Origin of the sequence: Bilifractor sp. LCP21S3_F8, assembly GCF_052117805.1 — a bacterium.
Lineage (GTDB): Bacteria > Bacillota > Clostridia > Lachnospirales > Lachnospiraceae > Bilifractor.
The window spans coordinates 99593-118755 of the sequence record NZ_JBQKIK010000008.1 but is presented as its reverse complement, the minus strand read 5'-3'; the positions used below and the strand labels follow the sequence as shown (position 1 = coordinate 118755).

Below are 19163 nucleotides of genomic sequence, written 5' to 3'. Positions count from 1 at the left end.
CTAATCCGCCCGCCGGCCATACCGGGCTCTGCTCCGTGACAACTGGGCTGATCTGCCGTTAATGGTGGGCTAATTAGCCGTGAAGAGCGGACTAATCACGCGAAATATACATTTGTTGGGGCGCTTGAAATCAACACCATTCTGGATGCCACGAATGTGTCAAATATGGCACCCGTGTTCGGATGCCTGCCGGATGACAAGGATGCGATACTTGAGAAGCTTCGCAATACGATAGAAAAGGCCGGTGAAGAGCGGCTCCAGAATCACCGGAAAAATATGAGGAGCCTGTAACAGGAAGAAAGGCAGAACCGGCCGGAAAATCTATGTGTGCCGAAGATGCTTGTGTTGAAACGGATGATAACGACATTTGTTTCGTTGTCATTTGATATATAAATGTCATACAAAGAAAGGATGGAATATGAAAATGAATGAGAAGCCTTATGTAAACTACATCCCGGATATGGATTCGCTGAGCAAAGCCGCAAAGGAGTTTATACAGTACTACACTACCCTGCGGACCTCATTGGAGGAGCCAGACTGCACTTTGGAAGAGGGCAGAAGACTTTTTGAAAAATGGGGAGATTTAGGCGCGGAACCGAGGGAAGTCGATTATATTGAGTTTGACGCAGACGGAGTGACATGTATGTGGGCGCTGCCGAAAGAACGCTCGGATGACAGGATACTGATCTGCTGCCACGGCGGCGGCTATACCTATGGAAGCATGTACTCCCACAGGAAGGCGTATGCACACATGGCGAAAAAAATTGGATGCCGGGGACTGTTGGTCAACTACCGCAACACCCCGGAGAATAAATGGCCGGCACCATTGGAGGATGTCGTAACTGTGTATAAGTGGCTTCTCAAGAGCGGATACAAGCCGGAGCATATTGCCATTACGGGGGACTCTTGTGGTGGCGCCCTCTCGGTGTCTACAACTTTGACGATTCTTGAAGAAGGGCTTCCGATGCTGTCTGCAGTCATGCCAATCTGCCCTTGGTTCGACCTTATGGGAACCACGCCAAGGTATGAGACGAACGATAAGGATGCCCTGAATCCGAGAAGCTCCATTCAGGCATATGGAAATGTCTTGAAGAATGCAGGGACAGATATTGAAGATCCGCATCTTGCCCCGATGTATCTGAAAACAATGAAAGGCTTTCCTCCGGTTTAAATCCAGGTAGGCGGAGATGAGAATATGGTTGACGAGGCAGTGATTGTGGCTGACACAGCTCATGATTCCGGCGTTGATATCAGGGTTGATATTGTCGGCCATATGCAGCATGGTTTTCATCAGCTGGCGGGCAACTGTAAAGATGCTGATGCTGCAATAGAGCGCTATGCTGAATGGGTCAGACCGCTTCTTGGGCTGTGAATCAAGAAGTGCGATTATTCCGAATGATAATGTTAATAGTCTGCTCATTCGTCCATTGCCGTCATTAAACGGATGAATACACAAAAAAATCAAGCAAGAAACATGGTATTAAGATAAGTCCGTCAGCAAGTTCTATCTGCAGGATAAGAATAATCAAATTTTCGCAATGATAAGTTCTCCTTTCTCCCAAGGCGAATATTTATCTCCCATTTCATTTATTGTTTTGGGAGATATTCTCTGCCGTTGGGAGAAAATCTCTACTTCCAATTATATTTTCCTTTCTCCCAATATCCAATCATAATTGGGATTTATTTATATTTTTCATTTGCATTCTTCTCTGCTCTTTCACCTTGGCTGATATTCTTCTCGGCATACGATAACTTGCAGCTGCCAGAAATGGCAGCTGCATTTTTTAATAAGGTACTGGCTGTTTACCGCTTACGTCATCAAACCCTGTGCCTCTCTGCTCAAAGGTTTCCTTTACTGCTTCCTTCAGTTCTGTTCCATCAAGGTCATACCGGTCAGCGAGGATATAAATATCGTAAAAATCATTATATTATTCTCCATAGTCATCATAATAATCTTCTGCTTCTTCTTCGTCCTCGAAATCATCTTCATTATCATCGTATAAATCTTCTCCATCAGAATACTGACTCATGTTGTAGCCGTATGGATTTGTGTCTTCTGGAGCTGGTGCGGTTGTCGTGATTGTGATAGAACGCCACCATATTTCATCTGTCTGTGAATCTTCAGTAGGTTCAGGTGTGACTGTCGGTGTTTCTTCAGTAGGTTCGGGTGTGACCGTTGCTGTCTCTTCAGAAGGTTCGGGTGTGACCGTTGCTGTCTCTTCAGAAGGTTCAGGTGTGGCTGTTGGCTGCTCTTTCATCGATTCAGATGTATGACTTTCGTATGTTTGACGATCTCCGCAAGCGGATAACAGTGAAATACTTATGGCGGCGGTTAGAAAAATTGTGAATCTTTTCATAAACAAATTCCCCTATTTGTATTAATCCTGGCAAGGGACATGCGGCATTCTGGATCATGAACGCATGTGATCCTGCATGCCTGCCATCTCAAGAACCTTCACCACCTGAATGGTTTCCTTCATCAGTTCGGCCGCTATCGCATTCTCCTTCCCGTCAATAATCTCCGCAAAGTCCGCAAATTCCTGCGTCATACGGTGCCGGACTGCAGGCGGAAAATAATCCTTTGCAATGGATTTCCGCACAGTCGCGCCCGCCGCATCTGTACTGACCGACGGATTTCCCTGATCAAGCGTCTGAATCGTCAGCTTTTCCGGCACGTTCGGCTTCCCGTCTGCGCGCATCCAACCCTTTTCTCCCTGGACACTGATGAAACCCGGGCTGTCCGAGTCTTTTGCCGACGCGCATACACAGATGAAGCCGGGATACGTCAGGACAAGAACTCCGGAAGTGTCCACCCCGTTATAGCCCCTGTTTGGGAAATACGCCGCATCCTCCGGCATTCCGAACAGGCCGACACAGTAGTGAATCGTATATACCCCGAGATCGTTCACTGCCCCGCCGTACTGCGCCGGGTCAAACACGGGAGCAATCACACCGTTCAGATACGCATCATAGCTGCGGGAATACTGAGAATAATTACAGAGGACAAGCTTTGGGGTTCCAATACCGGGAAGACATTCCCGCATTTTCCGGAAGACAGCGCTGTGCAGCACAGTCACAGCCTCCAGAATGATTCGGTTTTTCTCCCTGGCCAGATCGCGCAGTTCCTCCGCCTGACTGCTCTCAAGGACAAACGGTTTCTCCAGAATCACGTTCTTCCCGTGAAGCAATGCCTCCTTCGCGTAAGCATAGTGTACGCTGTTGACCAGGCCGATATACACCGTATCCGCATCTGACTGTTCCAGGAGCATTTCGTAATCGGTATACACCTCCGGTATCCTGTATTGATCCGCTAGACTTCGCGCCTTCTCCCGGCTGTGCGGTCTTCCGAAGATGGCACGGGTATCAATGCTGCGCAAAGAATCTATTGCATAAAGAGCTTCCTGTACTATTTTTCCGGTTCCGATTATCGCCAGCTTCATATCTGTCTCTCCATATCTCCATCAAATACCGCCCATTAGTATCTCCATCCACAAGTAAAGGAAAACAAAACATAAAGAAAGACGCTCCATTCTGTTTTCATTGTGCTAATATATAGGTCTGTGAAATCATGAGGAGGAATTATTGTGAAAAAAAATACTGTCGCCTATCTGGGTCTTATCTTTGTGTTTGTATTGTGGGGGAGCCTTTACGTGGTTAGTTCGGTCGTTCTGCAATATATGCCGACCTTTGCCGTCATGTTCTGCCGTTTTGCGATTGCCTTTGCTGCCCTGAGTATCATCGTGAAGACCGGAAGCCGGAAATGGAATGCCGACGGGACGGATGAACAGGGACGAAGTACCAAGATTGACGGGCAAGGGTGGAAATACGTCATTCTGATGGGCGTGTTCGGCTATGCAATCGGCGTCGGCATCCAGCTGATGGGCACCAAGTACGCGGGCTCATCAATGGCTTCGCTGATCAATTCTATGTGCCCGGTCACCATATCTCTTATGGCAGTACCGATTCTTCATGAGAAGCTCACCGGAAGCAAGATCATCGGAATCCTTCTGGCGGTATTCGGCGTCTATCTGATCCTGGGAACCGGCGGAAACATCAATCTCCCAGGCATACTGATGTCGATTGCCTCTGTTCTTCTGTGGTCTCTCGTCTCCGTTCTTACCCGTCAGGGTCTTGCGAAATACAATCCGCTCGTCATCACCAGAAATGCCATTGGAGTGGCGGCAGTTTGTGAATTCATCTTCGCACTGATCGAACACGCTGTGACTCATTCGACGATTCACATCAACGGAGGTGTGATTGCGGGCTTATTATATCTCGGTATCATGTGCACTGGCATCGCTTATATTCTTTGGAATCAGGGACTCGCTGTCCTTCCGGCAAGCAACTGTTCGGCACTCTACCCGATTCAGCCCCTGACCTCCACCATCATGGGGGTGATCTTCTTCCACGAAACCGTCGGTCTTTCCTTCGCCGCCGGATCCGCCTTCATCATTGTCGGCGTCCTGCTGTGCCTGCTGGGCGGCATGCTGTTCAGCCGCCGGAAAACTTCCGGTCATGTCCGGAGCTGAGCTGATTTCCGCCTCTAAAAGCGATTCAAAACCCGTACGAACCTGTTTATCCGGAATAAAATCAGTTCAGGATAAAGCCCTCTGTAACACGTCTCCGGTTCACGCGGAAGTAACGGTAAAACACTATGCTTATTGCGGAAGGCAATATTATCAATACCTTAGCTTCAGTCGTGACAGCTCCACCGGTATCTGATAGCCCAGCTGATCCAGATACTGCGTCATTCCCTTTCTGGCCAGATCCACGTGGTTCTTGGGCGCAACCGTGATGTGATCCACGGGAAGCTTCCCCTGTCCGGACAGAATGTAATTCATATCGTCGCCTGAATCCTGCGTATGCTCGCCGATGCTGCCGCCCGGATGAAGTGTCGTCGGAATGATGCGGTAACTGTCGTCGTTATACATCCGTGCAGTCATAGTTCCTGTACCGTTATTCATTCCCGGAATTGTCATTTCCTGCAGCTCATTAAAATCAATCAGCATCCAAACCACCTCTTATTTTCGTATGAACTTGTCCTCTGACTCCGGTGTTTCCGCACTGACATACCTCTCCACGGTCATATGCAGATCGTACTTCTCACGAAGCTTTGCGATGGTCTGCATCATCGGTGAAACATGGTGCGCGTCGATTGCTTTCTGGTCGCGCCAGCTGTCAATCAGCAGGACTGTCTCCGGATCGTCAAGCGACTGGTAATACTCGTAGCGCAGGTTTCCTTCCTCGGCACGGATCTTCTCCACCGTGCCGCTCTCCATCATTTCACGGGCAAATGCGAGTGCACTGCCGTCTATGCCTGTGTATCGTAAATTTACTGTAATATCCATAAATTTTCTCCTTTATTCCGTGTCCCGCTTCACATACGTCAGCTCCACGTCATACCCGAAACGGTATTGCTCCTGGCCGTGGTATTGCTCCTAATAGCCGCATATCTTATTTATACGGGTATCAGCCACGCACAGCATACCGCGCAGAGAATACCGACTCCGGCGCCCGCCGCGACATCGGTCGGGTAATGCACGCCAAGATAGATTCTGGAGAACGCGATGAGCGCGGCAATCACAAGGAAGAGGATTCCTGCGGGTGCCGGAACTCGCAGCATAAATACGACTGCGCACGAAAAGGAGGCAGCGGTATGGCCGGATGGAAATGAAAGATCCTTCGGATGAGGAATCAGCGGAATCAGGACCTCATGCGTGTCATACGGACGAACCCTGTGAAAGATCGGCTTCAAAACCAGGCTGATTATGACGGCAGAGGCCGCAAGAGATGCCAGTGCTGTCTCAGCTGTCCTTTTGTACTGCGGCATAAACCACATGACCGCACAGACCGCGAACCAGAATATTCCGAAGTTGCCCAGTGCGGTCATAATCTTCCAGAAAACCGTTGCATATCTGTTTCTGAAATTGTTCTGAATCCAGAGCAGGATGTCGCGGTCTGCCTGTCTCAATTTTTCCATGCATTTTCCCTCCCCGTTTATTGATAGCCGGATATCCGGAAAAAAGTTCTTCTCTCCGGCTTCTCCTCCTGCAATAGCTTCATTATAAATGCTGAATGTGTATTTTTAAAGTCAGCACATGTAAACAATACGGGAATTGACGGAATGGAACGGGTCTCTCTCTGACCAGTCTTCTTTCGTCTGCGCCTCCCCGGCAGGCGGGATGCTTCTTTCGGGGCCACAGAATGTTCATAGACTGAGCAAATCTTTATCACAAATTCAGAGTAGTATCAAAAATGTAGAAACGACCAGCACAGACGTTTCTTTTTCATATTTCTGATCGAAAAGATCAGTTTTCTCCTTCCTAAGAACGACAGGAAGCCCGGGCTTTACCACCCGAGCTTCCTGTCATTTTATATTCAGGCTATACGATTGCTGTCAGAAATTGTCATTCATTTCCATCTCACGGAAACGGATCTGATACTGTCTTGGCGTACAGCCGGTGTATTTCCGGAAATGATAATGAACTGCTTCGCGGCATGTTCCAGCTTTCCTGTTTTTCAGGATTTCTTCCGGAACAGCTTCCGGAAGATAAGTCTTCCCAGGGGACCGCCGAAAAAGATCTGCCACGCGAGCGCCATGGGGAAGTTCATTGCGGCTGTCTGCAGCCATACACCGATGAATCCGGCCTCATGAAAATCCTTGAACAGAATCGTCGCGACCAGGCTCATCGCCGGGCACATAAGGCAGACGGTCAGAGAACAGCGGATCAGCAGAATGAAAAAGGGCGGCATATTATCCGAGATGACTCTGCCTGTCAGATACATCACAGGCTTTTCCATCACAAACATTTCCAGCACAATTGCCACCGGCCACATAATCCTGAGCTCCCCGAAGGCCATTCCGAACACCGCGTCTCTCATCCCGCCGATATTCAGCGAAATGTTGTAGCAGATCATCGCGTAGACCATAATAAAAGCCATGATCACAGTAAAAATGAAATTTTCGAACTTGTTTTCGGGCATAAAAAAGACACTCCTTCCGATATATGACGTGTTGTTCGTTATCACTGAAGAGAGTGTGCGTTTCCAATTAAACCGTATTCTTAAATTAACCTGCTCATCATAGCATATTCTTCCCCGTCGTGTAAAGCTTTTTTGATCTCTCGTTATGTAAATTTTTTGTTTTCCCGTTACGCAAATGTTTTTTGATTCCCCGTTATGTAAGGTTTTTTGACTTCCCCTTGTGTATCTTTTTGCATAAAATCATTCTCCGCGTTATAATAGGTCAAACTTGCTCCTATGCTTAAAGGAGACGACAGCAACTGCCCACAGCCGAAAAGCAGCGGATTTCCGCCTGCAGCAAACGAAAGGATATTATCTATGAAACCGATATCTGGTCTGAGCCGAAAGATTTTTCTGAAAATGAATCCGCCCTCTGAGGAAGACTGCCGTTCCTCCCAGGCACGCATTCTGGATGCTCTGAACGAGGAGGGTATTTCCGCATCGTTCTCTGCCGCTGCTCTCCGTCAGCTTTACCCTCTGTGTGAGAATGCAGGCTGGAAGATCACGGCTTCTCTCGGATGGAACGGAGCACTGTGGAAGATTCTGTATCTGGAGGCCGGAGACACGGAGAAGAGCCATTACGGACTCGCGGTCGATCTCGGTAGTACCTCCGTTTACATGCGCGTGCTGAACTGTAAATCCGGCGAAACCATTGAAGAGACCAGCGCATACAACCGGCAGATCGCCTTCGGCGAGGATATCCTCACCCGTATTTTCTACGCAAAGGACAACCCCGGGCATCTCGACGAGATCCGCAGAGCGACGATAAGAACTCTGACCGATCTCCTGTCCTCGCTTCGCGACAAAACCGGGATCGCGCCGTCAGAATATCTCACGATGGTGGTATCCGGCAATATGACAATGATTCATTTTCTCATCGGCCTCGACCCCTTCTGTATCTTCCAGACTCCCTATGCCGTCCGCTCCGATGCGCCGGGATTTCTCCGCGGAACGGATCTGGATCTTCCAATCGCCGGCTATGTGTACTGTGTGCCGGGCAAGGCCAATTATCTCGGCGGAGATATCATCAGCGGCATCCTTGCGACCGGCATATATAAGGAAGACAAAATCTCCCTGTTCTTCGATGTCGGAACGAACGGAGAGCTCGCCGTCGGAAACCGCAGCTTCCTGCTCTGTGGGGCCGGCGCTGCGGGTCCCGCTCTGGAGGGTGGCGTCGTTCACACCGGTATGCGCGCCGCGCCGGGAGCCGTGGAAAGCGTGTCGCTTGCGAACGGGGAATTTCATCTGAAAACCATCGATAATAAAGTTCCCGCCGGTATCTGCGGCTCCGGCATCGTGGATCTTCTCTCCGAGCTGTTTCTAAACGGCTGGATCAACCTGCAGGGCGTGCTGCAGCCCGAGAAGAGCAGCCTCATCTCTATCCAAAAGAACCCGGACACCGGAATGGAGGAAGCTGCTGTCTGCTATTCCTCCGGTCTTTATTTCTATCAGAGCGACATCCGGGAGTTCATCAACACAAAAGCCGCTGCCGCTACGATGATCGAGTACATGCTGCACGCTTCAGGCATCCGCCTCGAAGATATTGACACGTTCTACATGGCAGGCGCCTTCGGCGCTCATATACACAAGGAATCCGCGATTAACATCGGCATGTATCCTGACGTTGAGCGCGACCGCATCTGCCCTGTCGGCAATACCTCGCTCGAGGGCGCATCAAAGCTTCTCCTGAACAAGGATCTTCTGACGGATATCGACCGCATTCTGGATCTCATGTCATACGTGCAGTTCGGCGCAGTCGATAATTTTGTGGAGATGATGCAGGCGGCTTCCGCCCTCCCGCACACGGACGGGAGAAGATATCCGAGCGTCATGAAAAAGTTAAGGGAGAGGGAAGCTCACAGGGAACTGCAAAACAACTGAATATATGAACATCATCTGAAGCTACAGAACGACCCGTCCATGAAACGGGTCGTTCTGTGCTTCGGATCATTCTATTTTCCGTCTATTCCACCTCACGCAGCAACCGGTCTATTTTCTCCTGCTTATCATAGGGCAGGTAGGTGAAAGGCCCGTTCAGCATCTGACGCAACGTAAACAGCTCTTTTTCAAACGGAATGACCTTATATTCAGAATAGAAGTATTCATCGAGAATCGCCTTTGTCTTCGGATTCTCATTCAAATCACTCATCAGTGAATCCAGACTGTAGATCTTACGATATGGTTTTGTCGGCTGGTAAGTAAACGAGTACGTCCCGGCGAGAACGATAAGCATCACATCACTATCCTCCTGTCTGATGCCGATAATACCATCCATGTCTGAAGCAATATTCTGGATCTCATCAACACAAGCATCCGGAAGATGTATTTCTGCCTCTGTATTAAACGGAACCTCTGCCTCAATGGTAAGTTTCCCCTGCCGCAACTGGTACCCACTGCGGATGAGCCCCGAGGCGGAACGCAGGAATCCTTCTGCCTGCGGTATCGAATAATCCGGCTTCGGAGCAAGCTTGAACCTTCTATAACCAGCGTATTTTTCATCCGGATTGATACCGATCATATTCCGGAACATCCACTCCACCACTGAGCCATAGGAATAATGATTCAGGGAATTCATTTCCGTTCCGCTGATCCTGCCATCCGGCAGCACGGAATTCCAACGCTCCCAGATCGTGGTAGCCCCCATCAGAACCTCATACAGCCATCCGGGAAATCCCTCTTCCAAAAGCAGGTGATACGCATAATTATTCATGCCATTTTCTGACAGCACACGCATGAGATATGGTGTCCCGACAAAACCGGTTTCCAGATGATAACGATTGCGGGCAAGTTTATTCAGAAGCCCCGCACGCACTTTATCAACCGCATGTTCCGGCGTCAGTCCCATATAGAGGACAACTACATATGCCGTCATTGTATCCACGCAGAGCCGTCCTGTCGGTGAAAAATATTCCCGGATGAATGCGTCCCGGATTTCATTGGCCAATGTCGAATACTTCCCTGCGTCCTCCTCATATCCCAGGATTTCAGCTGTTTTCGCAACAATTCTTGTCGAGTAGTAATAATACGCAGAGGAGATCAGAAACGGATCCGTCCCTCCAAAGACTCCGCCTTCTACATTTCCGTCCAGTGCAAGCCAGTCTCCATAATGAAAACCGCTCTGCCAGAGCCGTCGGGCGCCGTTGGCGTCATCCTGACTCTTCATGTAATCGACCCACCCGCGCATACTTGAAAATTGTCTTCGCAGAATACCTTTGTCCCCGAAATGAAGATATACATTCCAGGGAATGATGGTTGCAGCTTCTCCCCAGGCAGTGGAAATTGTACCGGTATAGCCTGCCGTAGGAACAACATCCGGCACTGCCCCGTTCAGTCGTTCCTGTTCACAGGCCAGATCATACCCGTATTTTGTGTAAAATGCATAGGTATCCATATTGAAGCATGCTGTACCTGAGAAAATCTGCGCGTCACCGGTCCATCCATATCTTTCATCCCGCTGCGGGCAATCGGTGGGAACATCCAGGAAATTTCCCCGCATACCCCATCTTGTATTTTCAAAGAGCTTGTTGACCAGAGGATTTGATGTTTTGATCTGGCTGAGTTCCTCCATCTCGGAATAAATCACGAGTCCGCGAAAATCATCCGGATCCGGCTCACCCGGCCAGCCTGTAATCTTTACATAACGGAATCCATAAAATGTAAAATGCTGCCGCACCGTACGCTCCGTGCCATCGGATACATAAGTAAATTCAGCCAGCGCTGTACGCAGATTGTCGCGATAAAAATTACCTTCCTGTAAAATCTCTCCAAACTGGAACCGAATCCGCGTTCCCGCCGGGGCGGCACAGTGGAAGCCGAGCCATCCAACCATATTTTGTCCCATGTCCAGCACCGTTTCCCCGGCGGGGGTATGAATTAATGCGACAGGACGGATCTTTTTCTGAATGATTATCCTTGGATCGAGACGGGGCCTGAGTTTTGATTTATCAAGGTCAATTTTTCTGGTATTCAGTACCTCACTGCGATCGATCCCGGGCTCATATACTTCACCGGGATAGATTCCACTTTCAATTACCGGACTCCTGTGTGCTTTCCAGTTATCATCTGTACAGATGATATCTTCTGAACCGTCTTCATAAAAAAGCTTCAGCTCAGCGATGCACGCAAGACGGTCGCCATACACTTCATGATTCTTTCTAAGACCATACCAGCCTTTATACCACCCGTCGCCAAGCATGATTTCAATCCGGTTATGTCCCTGCCGGAGATCCGGGATCATCGTCTGATAGGGAATCCAGGCATCATAATCACAGAAACCAGGCATCAGACATTCTTCTCCCAGTTTTTCCTCATTGATATATACTTCATAGAGACCGAGCCCCGTCAGATAAAGACGAGCTTTCGCGAGAGGTTTTGTAATTTCAACATCTCGAAAAACACATACCTGAAGGCTTTTATCTGCATCCGGGGTGATCCACTCTGCCTTCCACGGTCCACTCATCGCAGTTTCGAACCAGGCAGTTTCGCTTTCTGCAGAATCCCCGTTGTCAGCGTTCACAAACGTCTTCCAGTAATAGCGGTTCTCCGGTTCCAGGGAAACCGGAAGTTCATAGGCTAAGCTGCTAAGATCCTCCCGATAACCACTATCATGCAGAATGTTCCTGAAATCCGGGTCTGCTGCAAGCAGCACGCGCGCATTCTTCTGTTTCTTTCCGGAAGTATCCTCGGTCACAAATGACACCGTCGGATGATCGAGCTCGTATCCGATCGGGTTCACCAGATGGTTTACCTTCATATGTGTGATTTTCATAAGTTCCTCCTCTATCTCGACCTTATATCAGCATGGATGGACCGGACCGCAATGCGCTGGTATGCAGATAAGACACAGCTGAAATACAGCTCAAAAGACTGGACTGTAGCGGATAATAATACAATAATCATAAACCGGATGATATCACATGGAAATATCATATTCGTAATTACATCTCCATAGATTCTGTCAGAAATCATGGCTCAGCGCCTTGTCGATCGCCGCCTTCCATCCCCTGTATCTGTGAACTCTTTCGCTTTCTTCCATCTTTCTCTGATATGATGTCGTCCGGATGTGATCAAAGATCGATTTCTCCGGATAGACTCCGCAGGAGATTCCCGCCAGGTAGGCGGCTCCCATGCCGGACAATTCCTGCAGGCCGGGAACCAGCACGCAGGTATCTGCCAGGTCCGCCTGAAACTGCATCAGATAGCGGTTTCCTGTCGGACCGCCGTCTACATGGAGCGTCCGCACAGGATCTCCGGTCTCTTCGCGCATTATCTCAATCAGATCGGTGATCTGGTAGGCAATGCTTTCCAGACATGCCTTTACCACTTCTTTGCGCCCGGTAGTGCGCGTAATACCCGTCAGAAGTCCGGTCGCCTCCGGGTCCCAGTAAGGGGCTCCAAGACCTGTAAACGCAGGTACAAAATAAGCACGATCCCTTGGATTTGCCGCTGACGCAAGCGCTTCCGTTTCTGATGCGGATGAAATCATTTTCATCTGATCCTTCAGCCAGGAGATCGATGCTCCGGTATAATTCAGATTTCCCTCCAGCACATACTCGACCTGGCCACCGATTCCCCATGCAAGAGAAGTCACCAGTCCATGCTGACTTCGGTAACGGGTTTCACCGGTATTCATCATTACGGAGCTTCCGGTCCCATAGGTTGCCTTCAGTTCTCCTTTCTTCCGGCAGTTCTGTCCGAACAGCGCCGCATGGCTGTCCCCGAGCACCCCGTGGATGGGTATTTTCTTTGGCAGAGCTCCATCCAAGTCGGTCATGCCGAACATTGAATCCGACATAACCACCTGTGGCATGGCACTTTCCGGAATTCCGAAGATTTCCAGCAGCTCTTCATCCCAGCTCAGTGTTTCCAGATTAAACAGCTGTGTTCTCGAGGCATTCGAGCAATCAGTCTTGTGTTCTGCTCCTCCTGTCAGATTATATACCAGCCAGCTGTCAATCGTACCCACTGCCAGGTTATCTTCCCGCGCAAGCCTGTATGCCTCCGGAACGTTTTCCATGATCCACTCAAGCTTCGCGGCGGGAAAATACGGAGACAGAGGCAGTCCCGTCTTCTGACGGATTTGTTCTGCTTCTCCCATCCTCTCATGCCGCGCGCAGATCTCTGCTGCCCGTGCACACTGCCATACAATCGCGTTGCAGACGGGTTTCCCCGTCTTCCTGTTCCATGCGAGAGCTGTCTCTCTCTGATTTGATATGCCTAAGGCTGCGATTTCTTCCGGCAGAATCCCGGCCTTCTCAATAACATCCCTGCAAACCGCACAGGTGTTTTGGAAAATTTCCTCCGGATTATGCTCTACCCAGCCTTTTTCATTGATAATCTGCGCATGCGGCCGGTCCGCACGCGCAGAAAGTTCTCCTGATTCATCAAAAAGCAGTCCCTTGGTACCCTGTGTACTCTGATCGACTGCGAGAATATATCTGCCCATATCTGCACTCCGATTATTGCTTCAGCAATTCACGCGCTTTTTTTGCAATTCCCTCCCCGGTAAGCCCGTAATACGCAAAAACCTGTGCGGAGGTTCCTGTAATCACAGGGGCATCCGGAAGCGCCATCGTAACCGTCTTCCGGGGGCAATTTTCCCCGACCACCTGCGCCACCATGGAACCGAGGCCGCCGAAGGGTGAGTGTTCTTCAACAGAAATCACTACCTTTGCGTTTCGTGCCGCTTCAATAATTGCCCTTTTATCCAGTGGCTTCACACAATACATATCCAGAACGGTTGCGTGAATGCCTTCTGCTTCCAGAAGATCTGCCGCGTCTACAGCCGGGCGGACCATCTCCCCGCATGCAATGATCGCAACATCGCTTCCTTTTCGGATCCAGGTTGCACGATCCATCGTGAAGGGACAATTCTCTGCTGTGTAAACATCTTCGACCGGGTTACGTCCTACGCGGATGTAGGCACACTTGTTGTCCCGCAGAAGAGCCTTCACCAACTTACCTGTCTGATGCCTGTCACTTGGCAGGTATACCCGCATATTCGGGATGGCGCTCATCGCCGCTATATCCTGTGCTGAATGATGGCTCATCCCAAGTGCCCCGTAGCTGATACCTCCTGAGATACCGATCAGCTTTACATTCGTATCGGAATAGGCGCAGTCTACCTTGCACTGTTCATAGCTTCTCGTCGTCAGGAAGGATGCCGGAGATGCTGCAAAAGGCTTTTTCCCCATTTTCGCAAGACCTGCCGCAATTCCCACCAGATCCTGCTCCGCAATTCCTGCTTCTACCGACTGACTGGGATAAGCCTCAAAGAAAGGCGTCATCGAGGCAGAGCCCCTGGAATCGCTGCAGAGCACCACAATGTCTTTATCTGTTTTTGCTTCTTCCATCAGTACGTCACAGATGACCTTGCGATTTGCTATTTTATTCATTTGCCAGCGCCTCCTTCCTTTCTTCAAGATCTTTCATGATTGACGCATACTCAGTCTCCGTCGGCAGATGATGATGCCACCCCGCCTTATTTTCCATGACTGGTGAGCCTTTTCCTTTTATTGTATTTGCGATGATACATGTCGGACAGCCCTTTGTCTGCCTTGCTTTCTCAAACGCCCCGTCCAGCGCATCGATATCATTCCCGTCTGCCGTCAGTACCTTCCAGCCGAAGGATTCCACCTTCTTCTTCAGATCCTCGAGTGCCATGACATCCTCTGTGCCGCCTGAAATCTGGAGCCGGTTCCGGTCGACGATCCACACGAGATTGTCCAGTCCATACATCGCGGCGGACATCGCGCCTTCCCAGTTTGATCCCTCGGCAAGCTCTCCGTCTCCGGTCACTACATATACACGATTTGGCTTTCTATCCATCTTCACCGCAAGAGCCATGCCGACAGCCACCGGAAGCCCATGCCCGAGTGAACCCGAATTCATCTCGATTCCCGGGAGCTTGTTGTTCGGGTGTCCGATGTACGGAGAACCGAATTTGGAAAACTTCGCGGTCACTTCATCCAGACTCAGAAATCCCTTCTCGCAAAGCACGGCATAATACGCTTCCATCGAGTGCCCCTTGCTCAGGATAAAAAGATCCCGTTCCGGATCATCCTGGTTCTCCGGAGAAATGTTCATCTGCCGGAAGTACAGATCTGTCAGGATCTCCATGACGGACATGTCGCCTCCGATATGTCCGCCTCCGCCCGCCATGATGATGTTCACACAGTCTTCTCTCAGCTTGTAGGATAGATACTTCAGATTTTTCACGATTATTCTCCTCTCAGATATGCTTTCACATCTTCTTCAATGGGATCATAAAAATCCGGCTGAATCCCCAGATATTTGCATGCCTCATAAAGGACCGGCACTACATCCTCGTGAATGGCGACGCAGTGATGGATGTATGGTCCTTCGACCAGCTTTGCCTCGAGTCTCTTCAGATTCTCTACCTCAACCCAGAGATAGGTTCCCTTTGTATACGGGCCGTCGATTCCCCTGGCATGACCGAGCAACAGAGAGTATTCTCCGTTGTCCCCGTCAAATCTGGTAAGCGTCAGATTGCCGTGCTTCGCCTCCGCCGAAACGGCTCCGTTATATGGAAAGGCCACAGGAACGCAGATCGACGGTTTTTCCTTTGCCACAGAAATCGGCCATGGACCACAGTGCTGAAGAAGCTCTCCGTTCTCATTGTCCGGATGTCTCACGGTCCAGTCCGCGAAGAGTCCCCTCTTCTCATTTAAGGTGGCAGCCTCTGCCATCACCTGTGTGATCGCTCCGTGAATATCGGTCTCACAGACGACCGGAAGTCCTTCCTCATTCAGAAGGGAATTGGCCGCGCAGGGCATGATGCCAATCTCCCCCTGAAGCGCATTCCAGCACTGAATCGCGATGGCGCTGCATCCGTACAGATCTGCAAGGTTCTTCATAGCAATCTTCAGCGCAGCGACATTCTCCAGTAATTCCGGCTTGATCTGGCAGTTCATATTCTCCTGACAGTAACGGATGACCTCCTGAACCTCCTCCGTCTCCTCAGCCTTTACCCGATTCAGCTCAGCCGTCAGCTCAGGCAGCGGAACCGGCGCCAGCTGGATATTAAACTTCTCAAGCAGCTCTCCTTCATTGCACATCGTCGACCAGAAATCAAAGGGACGCGGTCCAAGCTGCAGAATCCGGAGATTCCGGAATTTCTTCACCACATTGCAGACCTTCAGAAAATCAGTGATCCCCCGTGCGAACTCCGGGTCGTCAAGCCTGCAGTTTGTCATGTAGGTAAACGGCACCCGGAATCTTCGCAGTACCTTCCCCGTCGCGAAAAGGCCGCACTGAGAATCACGAAGCCGCATTCCGTCCGGCTCCGGCCGTTCATCTCTCGGTCCCCAGAGCAAAACCGGAACATTTAATTCCTTTGCCAGTCTGGCGCACTCATATTCGGTTCCGAAATTTGCATGCGGCAGAAACAGGCCGTCTACCTTTTCCTTTTTGAACTTTTCCGCAATCCGGATCCGGTCGCTCTCCTGATACAGCAGCCCCTCCTCGTTAATGTCCGTGATGTCTGTAAATGAAACATTCAGCTCCTTCAGCTTCTGTCTGGTTAAGTTCGCGAACTTAATCGCGTCCGGTGCACTGAAAATCGATCTTCTGGTCGGCGCAAAGCCGATTTTAATTGTCTCCATGGAATCCTCCCTTTCACAATATTTCCACTATATATTGCAATTTCTTAATTAAAATTATAGACGTGCATCAGCTGAATCAACACATATTATTAAGTGAATTTTACTAAATTATCGGCTTAATTTTCCGGAGATCTTTCAGTATCCAGAGAAATGCATTACAATATCAGGAGGATGGTTCTGCATGTACCTGCAAACCACTGGTTTTTGGATTGCATTTCTATGCGATGATAATTTCAGCTTTGCAATCGCCTTGTGTTTGTGTACAGCCAGCCTTTCTGAATTTTTGCTTCACAGATCATTTACAGTATTTACAGGAGAATTAGGGATGTCCGTCACCGCAAAGGAACTTGCCAGACAGCTTGGTGTAAGCCCCGCAGCTGTATCAATGGCTTTGAACAATAAACCGGGAGTCAGCACCGCGACAAGAGCGCGGATTGTCCGCGCCGCAGAGGCTGCCGGCTATGATTTTTCCAGACAATCTGCAAAGACCGCCGGTCATGGCGATATCTGCTGCGTCATTTACCGGGCGAATAATGCGATTCTGAATTATTCGCCGATCTTTACGGAGCTGACCGATGGAATCGAACAGGGATGCCGCGATAATGGCTACCATCTTCGTACCCTTCAGCTGTATGAACAGACCGATGACTTTGCGCGGATTGCGGAGGAGCTCCGCGGCTCCGGCTGTTCGGGGATTATTCTGCTCGGCACGGAAATCTCGTCAGAAGTCTGCCGGAAGTTTCTTCATCTGAATATCCCGATGGTTCTCCTGGACTCTTACTTTGAAACCATCGACTGCAGCAGTATTCTGATCAACAATGCGCAGGGAGCTTACCTTGCGACGAATTATCTGATTGACAACTACCACTGCCAGCCAGGCCACCTGAAGTCTTCCTATTCTATTCAAAATTTTTTTGAGAGAGATGTAGGATTTAAAAGAGCTGTTCGAGAGCACGGAATGTCTGTCGGCAATTCCGTTATTCATGAATTGTCCCCCACGATTGAAGGGGCGATGCGTGATATGCTGGATCTGATTGACACCCATGCGGCTCTTGCCGGCAGTTATTTTGCCGACAATGATCTCATTGCCATCGGAGTTATAAAGGCACTGCAGGCGCGTCATTTTCGTGTTCCGGAAGATATTCCGGTCATCGGTTTTGACAACATCCGCGAGGGACAGATCGTGGAGCCCGCGCTGACCACGATCGATATTCCCCGGCTGTTCATGGGGCAGACCGCCGTCCGGCAGCTGATCCGGCAGATCGGCTATCCGGTTCCGCACACCGTGAAAACGGAGATTTCGACCAGCATCGTCGCCCGCGATTCCGCCTGAGGGGTTTCCTTGAACAGCAGCCGGATCATCAATTATTGTTGGGATTTCTTTTTTATTCTGTTGCAGATTCATTTCGCCTATCCTATACTTAGAACCAGCAACAAAGGTATTTTTCAAAAGAGAATCATTTACAGAGGCAGGAGCCGTAGTTATGAAAGAATTTCCAAGAAGGGTTCTGATGGCAGTAATCGGCGTGTGTGTCGCCGGTCTGTCCGTCGGGATGTTTGTTTATTCAGATATGGGAGTGGATCCTTTTCAGGTTTTTGCGCACGGCACGTGGAATGCCGTGCGACGGGCAGTACCGCTTGACTTCGGCACCTATTATGCTATTCTGAATGCCATTCTTCTGGTTGTCATTTTCTTCTGGAACCGGAGAAAAATCGGCATAGGAACCGTAATCAACCTTTTTCTTGTCGGTTATTTTGCGGAATTTATGGAATTCCTTCTGAACAAGATGAATCCCAACCCGAACCTGGCCCTCAGAATCATCTCACTGATCCTGGGCGTCGTTATCATGTGTTTTGCCTCGGCCATGTACTTTACCGCCGATCTCGGAGTTTCCACCTACGACGCAGTTGCCATTACTCTTTCTGAGCGCCACACCGGGTGGAAGTTCAAATACATCCGGATTCTGACGGACCTGATCTGCGTTGTGATCGGCGGCCTTCTGGGCGGCGTGATCGGAATCGGAACGCTGGTCACCGCTTTCTTCATGGGACCCCTGATTGCTTTCTTTAACAAGAAGGTGGCAGAACCTATGCGCTACGGTTCCAGATAATAATAAAGACTTTCTAATAGCAATATTTGTTCCGTACGGCATATAATGATCTGCGATTGTTGTTTTGCCAAGGGAAAATCCATGGTATTTCAGAAGATTCGTGAGCGCCGCGGATTCACATCCGGTCGGCAGTTCCGGGTTCTGCATAACACAGGGAACATTCAGAAGTACCTGATCTTTAATATATGCATTTGCCATACTGCCGGGAGCTGAGCTTCCCTTTATCCGCATTCGGATCTGCAAAGCCTCAATCCGGTAAGCGCACCCGGTTGAACCGGCATCAGCTCCATTTTTTGTCCAGCCGAGCCATCCAAGCTTCTGAACATGAACGCGGTAATAAATAGAGTATTTGTCCGCTCTTCTGCACCGATATACCTCCTCATTTCCCCGATCTGTCATCTGTTCA

The 19163-nt window shown here is 49.7% G+C and carries 19 protein-coding genes and 2 pseudogenes; 7 read left to right on the top strand and 14 right to left on the bottom strand.

Annotated features, from left to right (window positions below; translation table 11 throughout):
• The first annotated feature begins 156 nt into the window (after positions 1–156).
• The 3 genes from ACTQ3A_RS06020 to ACTQ3A_RS06010 all read left to right on the top strand — a co-directional run bounded on the left by ACTQ3A_RS06020 (position 157) and on the right by ACTQ3A_RS06010 (position 1372).
• Entirely contained in the window at positions 157–291 is a 135-nt protein-coding gene (locus ACTQ3A_RS06020) for a hypothetical protein (RefSeq protein WP_441098825.1), read from the top strand.
• Between the two features lie 127 nt (positions 292–418).
• On the top strand, positions 419–1171 hold the full coding sequence (locus ACTQ3A_RS06015; RefSeq protein WP_441494299.1) for an alpha/beta hydrolase fold domain-containing protein: 753 nt from the start codon (positions 419–421) through the stop codon (positions 1169–1171).
• 24 nt (positions 1172–1195) lie between these two features.
• The gene (locus ACTQ3A_RS06010; protein ID WP_441494300.1) at positions 1196–1372 is read left to right on the top strand and encodes a hypothetical protein; all 177 of its coding nucleotides are present in this window, start codon (positions 1196–1198) and stop codon (positions 1370–1372) included.
• Positions 1373–1399: 27 nt separating this feature from the next.
• On the opposite strand, the pseudogene ACTQ3A_RS06005 reads toward ACTQ3A_RS06010, so the two are convergent.
• The 4 genes and pseudogenes from ACTQ3A_RS06005 to ACTQ3A_RS05990 form a co-directional block, all read right to left on the bottom strand.
• Positions 1400–1502: pseudogene (locus ACTQ3A_RS06005) on the bottom strand (Fic family protein); the annotation flags it as partial.
• A 282-nt stretch (positions 1503–1784) separates the two neighbouring features.
• A complete protein-coding gene (locus ACTQ3A_RS06000; RefSeq protein ID WP_441494320.1) occupies positions 1785–1910 on the bottom strand; it encodes a hypothetical protein in 126 nt (41 codons plus the stop codon).
• An 18-nt stretch (positions 1911–1928) separates the two neighbouring features.
• On the bottom strand, positions 1929–2357 hold the full coding sequence (locus ACTQ3A_RS05995; RefSeq protein WP_441494301.1) for a hypothetical protein: 429 nt from the start codon (positions 2355–2357) through the stop codon (positions 1929–1931).
• A gap of 54 nt (positions 2358–2411) precedes the next feature.
• A complete protein-coding gene (locus tag ACTQ3A_RS05990) occupies positions 2412–3440 on the bottom strand; it encodes a Gfo/Idh/MocA family protein (protein ID WP_441494302.1) in 1029 nt (342 codons plus the stop codon).
• A 144-nt stretch (positions 3441–3584) separates the two neighbouring features.
• Between ACTQ3A_RS05990 and ACTQ3A_RS05985 the strand changes: the two genes are divergently transcribed.
• Positions 3585–4529, top strand: a complete 945-nt coding sequence (locus ACTQ3A_RS05985; RefSeq protein ID WP_441494303.1) for a DMT family transporter — start codon at positions 3585–3587, stop codon at positions 4527–4529.
• A gap of 150 nt (positions 4530–4679) precedes the next feature.
• Here ACTQ3A_RS05985 and ACTQ3A_RS05980 read toward each other — a convergent pair whose 3' ends face one another.
• The 4 genes from ACTQ3A_RS05980 to ACTQ3A_RS05965 all read right to left on the bottom strand — a co-directional run bounded on the left by ACTQ3A_RS05980 (position 4680) and on the right by ACTQ3A_RS05965 (position 6984).
• Positions 4680–5009 (bottom strand): hypothetical protein, encoded by a 330-nt coding sequence (locus ACTQ3A_RS05980; RefSeq protein WP_441494304.1) that lies wholly within the window; start codon positions 5007–5009, stop codon positions 4680–4682.
• 12 nt (positions 5010–5021) lie between these two features.
• Positions 5022–5348 carry a putative quinol monooxygenase gene (locus ACTQ3A_RS05975; protein ID WP_441494305.1) on the bottom strand — a complete coding sequence of 109 codons (327 nt, stop codon included), beginning with the start codon at positions 5346–5348 and terminating at the stop codon, positions 5022–5024.
• A gap of 110 nt (positions 5349–5458) precedes the next feature.
• Entirely contained in the window at positions 5459–5980 is a 522-nt protein-coding gene (locus ACTQ3A_RS05970; protein ID WP_441494306.1) for a phosphatase PAP2 family protein, read from the bottom strand.
• 539 nt (positions 5981–6519) lie between these two features.
• Positions 6520–6984 carry a DUF2798 domain-containing protein gene (locus ACTQ3A_RS05965; RefSeq protein WP_441098833.1) on the bottom strand — a complete coding sequence of 155 codons (465 nt, stop codon included), beginning with the start codon at positions 6982–6984 and terminating at the stop codon, positions 6520–6522.
• Between the two features lie 357 nt (positions 6985–7341).
• Here ACTQ3A_RS05965 and ACTQ3A_RS05960 point away from each other — a divergent pair, with 357 nt between their 5' ends.
• Positions 7342–8904 carry an ASKHA domain-containing protein gene (locus tag ACTQ3A_RS05960; protein ID WP_441494307.1) on the top strand — a complete coding sequence of 521 codons (1563 nt, stop codon included), beginning with the start codon at positions 7342–7344 and terminating at the stop codon, positions 8902–8904.
• 82 nt (positions 8905–8986) lie between these two features.
• Here the strand turns inward: ACTQ3A_RS05960 and ACTQ3A_RS05955 are convergent, their stop codons facing one another.
• The 5 genes from ACTQ3A_RS05955 to ACTQ3A_RS05935 all read right to left on the bottom strand — a co-directional run bounded on the left by ACTQ3A_RS05955 (position 8987) and on the right by ACTQ3A_RS05935 (position 16646).
• Positions 8987–11791: a family 78 glycoside hydrolase catalytic domain gene (locus tag ACTQ3A_RS05955; protein ID WP_441494308.1), complete on the bottom strand. Its 2805-nt coding sequence runs from the start codon at positions 11789–11791 to the stop codon at positions 8987–8989.
• Between the two features lie 189 nt (positions 11792–11980).
• Positions 11981–13468: a glycerol kinase GlpK gene (gene glpK / locus ACTQ3A_RS05950; protein ID WP_441474048.1), complete on the bottom strand. Its 1488-nt coding sequence runs from the start codon at positions 13466–13468 to the stop codon at positions 11981–11983.
• Positions 13469–13481: 13 nt separating this feature from the next.
• Positions 13482–14417 carry a transketolase family protein gene (locus ACTQ3A_RS05945; protein WP_441494309.1) on the bottom strand — a complete coding sequence of 312 codons (936 nt, stop codon included), beginning with the start codon at positions 14415–14417 and terminating at the stop codon, positions 13482–13484.
• The gene (locus ACTQ3A_RS05940) at positions 14410–15240 is read right to left on the bottom strand and encodes a transketolase (RefSeq protein ID WP_441098838.1); all 831 of its coding nucleotides are present in this window, start codon (positions 15238–15240) and stop codon (positions 14410–14412) included. Before ACTQ3A_RS05940 ends, ACTQ3A_RS05945 begins: the two co-directional genes overlap by 8 nt.
• A 2-nt stretch (positions 15241–15242) precedes the next feature.
• Positions 15243–16646, bottom strand: a complete 1404-nt coding sequence (locus tag ACTQ3A_RS05935) for an L-fucose/L-arabinose isomerase family protein (protein ID WP_441098839.1) — start codon at positions 16644–16646, stop codon at positions 15243–15245.
• Between the two features lie 325 nt (positions 16647–16971).
• On the opposite strand from ACTQ3A_RS05935, the gene ACTQ3A_RS05930 reads away from it, so the two are divergent.
• Positions 16972–17979: a LacI family DNA-binding transcriptional regulator gene (locus ACTQ3A_RS05930; protein WP_441494310.1), complete on the top strand. Its 1008-nt coding sequence runs from the start codon at positions 16972–16974 to the stop codon at positions 17977–17979.
• A gap of 151 nt (positions 17980–18130) precedes the next feature.
• Positions 18131–18757 (top strand): YczE/YyaS/YitT family protein, encoded by a 627-nt coding sequence (locus ACTQ3A_RS05925; RefSeq protein ID WP_441494322.1) that lies wholly within the window; start codon positions 18131–18133, stop codon positions 18755–18757.
• A gap of 42 nt (positions 18758–18799) precedes the next feature.
• On the opposite strand, the pseudogene ACTQ3A_RS05920 reads toward ACTQ3A_RS05925, so the two are convergent.
• Positions 18800–19156, bottom strand: a pseudogene (locus tag ACTQ3A_RS05920) (C39 family peptidase); the annotation flags it as partial.
• Between the last annotated feature and the right edge of the window lie 7 nt (positions 19157–19163).

Bases quoted from the DNA above. Each gene is read 5' to 3' on its own strand.
- ACTQ3A_RS05925 (WP_441494322.1), top strand. From the start codon at position 18,131: ATGAAAGAATTTCCAAGAAGGGTTCTGATGGCAGTAATCGGCGTGTGT.
- ACTQ3A_RS05970 (WP_441494306.1), bottom strand. From the start codon at position 5,980: ATGGAAAAATTGAGACAGGCAGACCGCGACATCCTGCTCTGGATTCAG.
- ACTQ3A_RS05990 (WP_441494302.1), bottom strand. From the start codon at position 3,440: ATGAAGCTGGCGATAATCGGAACCGGAAAAATAGTACAGGAAGCTCTT.
- ACTQ3A_RS06015 (WP_441494299.1), top strand. From the start codon at position 419: ATGAAAATGAATGAGAAGCCTTATGTAAACTACATCCCGGATATGGAT.
- ACTQ3A_RS05955 (WP_441494308.1), bottom strand. From the start codon at position 11,791: ATGAAAATCACACATATGAAGGTAAACCATCTGGTGAACCCGATCGGA.
- ACTQ3A_RS05995 (WP_441494301.1), bottom strand. From the start codon at position 2,357: ATGAAAAGATTCACAATTTTTCTAACCGCCGCCATAAGTATTTCACTG.
- glpK (WP_441474048.1), bottom strand. From the start codon at position 13,468: ATGGGCAGATATATTCTCGCAGTCGATCAGAGTACACAGGGTACCAAG.
- ACTQ3A_RS06010 (WP_441494300.1), top strand. From the start codon at position 1,196: ATGGTTGACGAGGCAGTGATTGTGGCTGACACAGCTCATGATTCCGGC.
- ACTQ3A_RS05980 (WP_441494304.1), bottom strand. From the start codon at position 5,009: ATGCTGATTGATTTTAATGAGCTGCAGGAAATGACAATTCCGGGAATG.
- ACTQ3A_RS05965 (WP_441098833.1), bottom strand. From the start codon at position 6,984: ATGCCCGAAAACAAGTTCGAAAATTTCATTTTTACTGTGATCATGGCT.
- ACTQ3A_RS05975 (WP_441494305.1), bottom strand. From the start codon at position 5,348: ATGGATATTACAGTAAATTTACGATACACAGGCATAGACGGCAGTGCA.
- ACTQ3A_RS05930 (WP_441494310.1), top strand. From the start codon at position 16,972: ATGTCCGTCACCGCAAAGGAACTTGCCAGACAGCTTGGTGTAAGCCCC.
- ACTQ3A_RS05945 (WP_441494309.1), bottom strand. From the start codon at position 14,417: ATGAATAAAATAGCAAATCGCAAGGTCATCTGTGACGTACTGATGGAA.
- ACTQ3A_RS05960 (WP_441494307.1), top strand. From the start codon at position 7,342: ATGAAACCGATATCTGGTCTGAGCCGAAAGATTTTTCTGAAAATGAAT.
- ACTQ3A_RS05935 (WP_441098839.1), bottom strand. From the start codon at position 16,646: ATGGAGACAATTAAAATCGGCTTTGCGCCGACCAGAAGATCGATTTTC.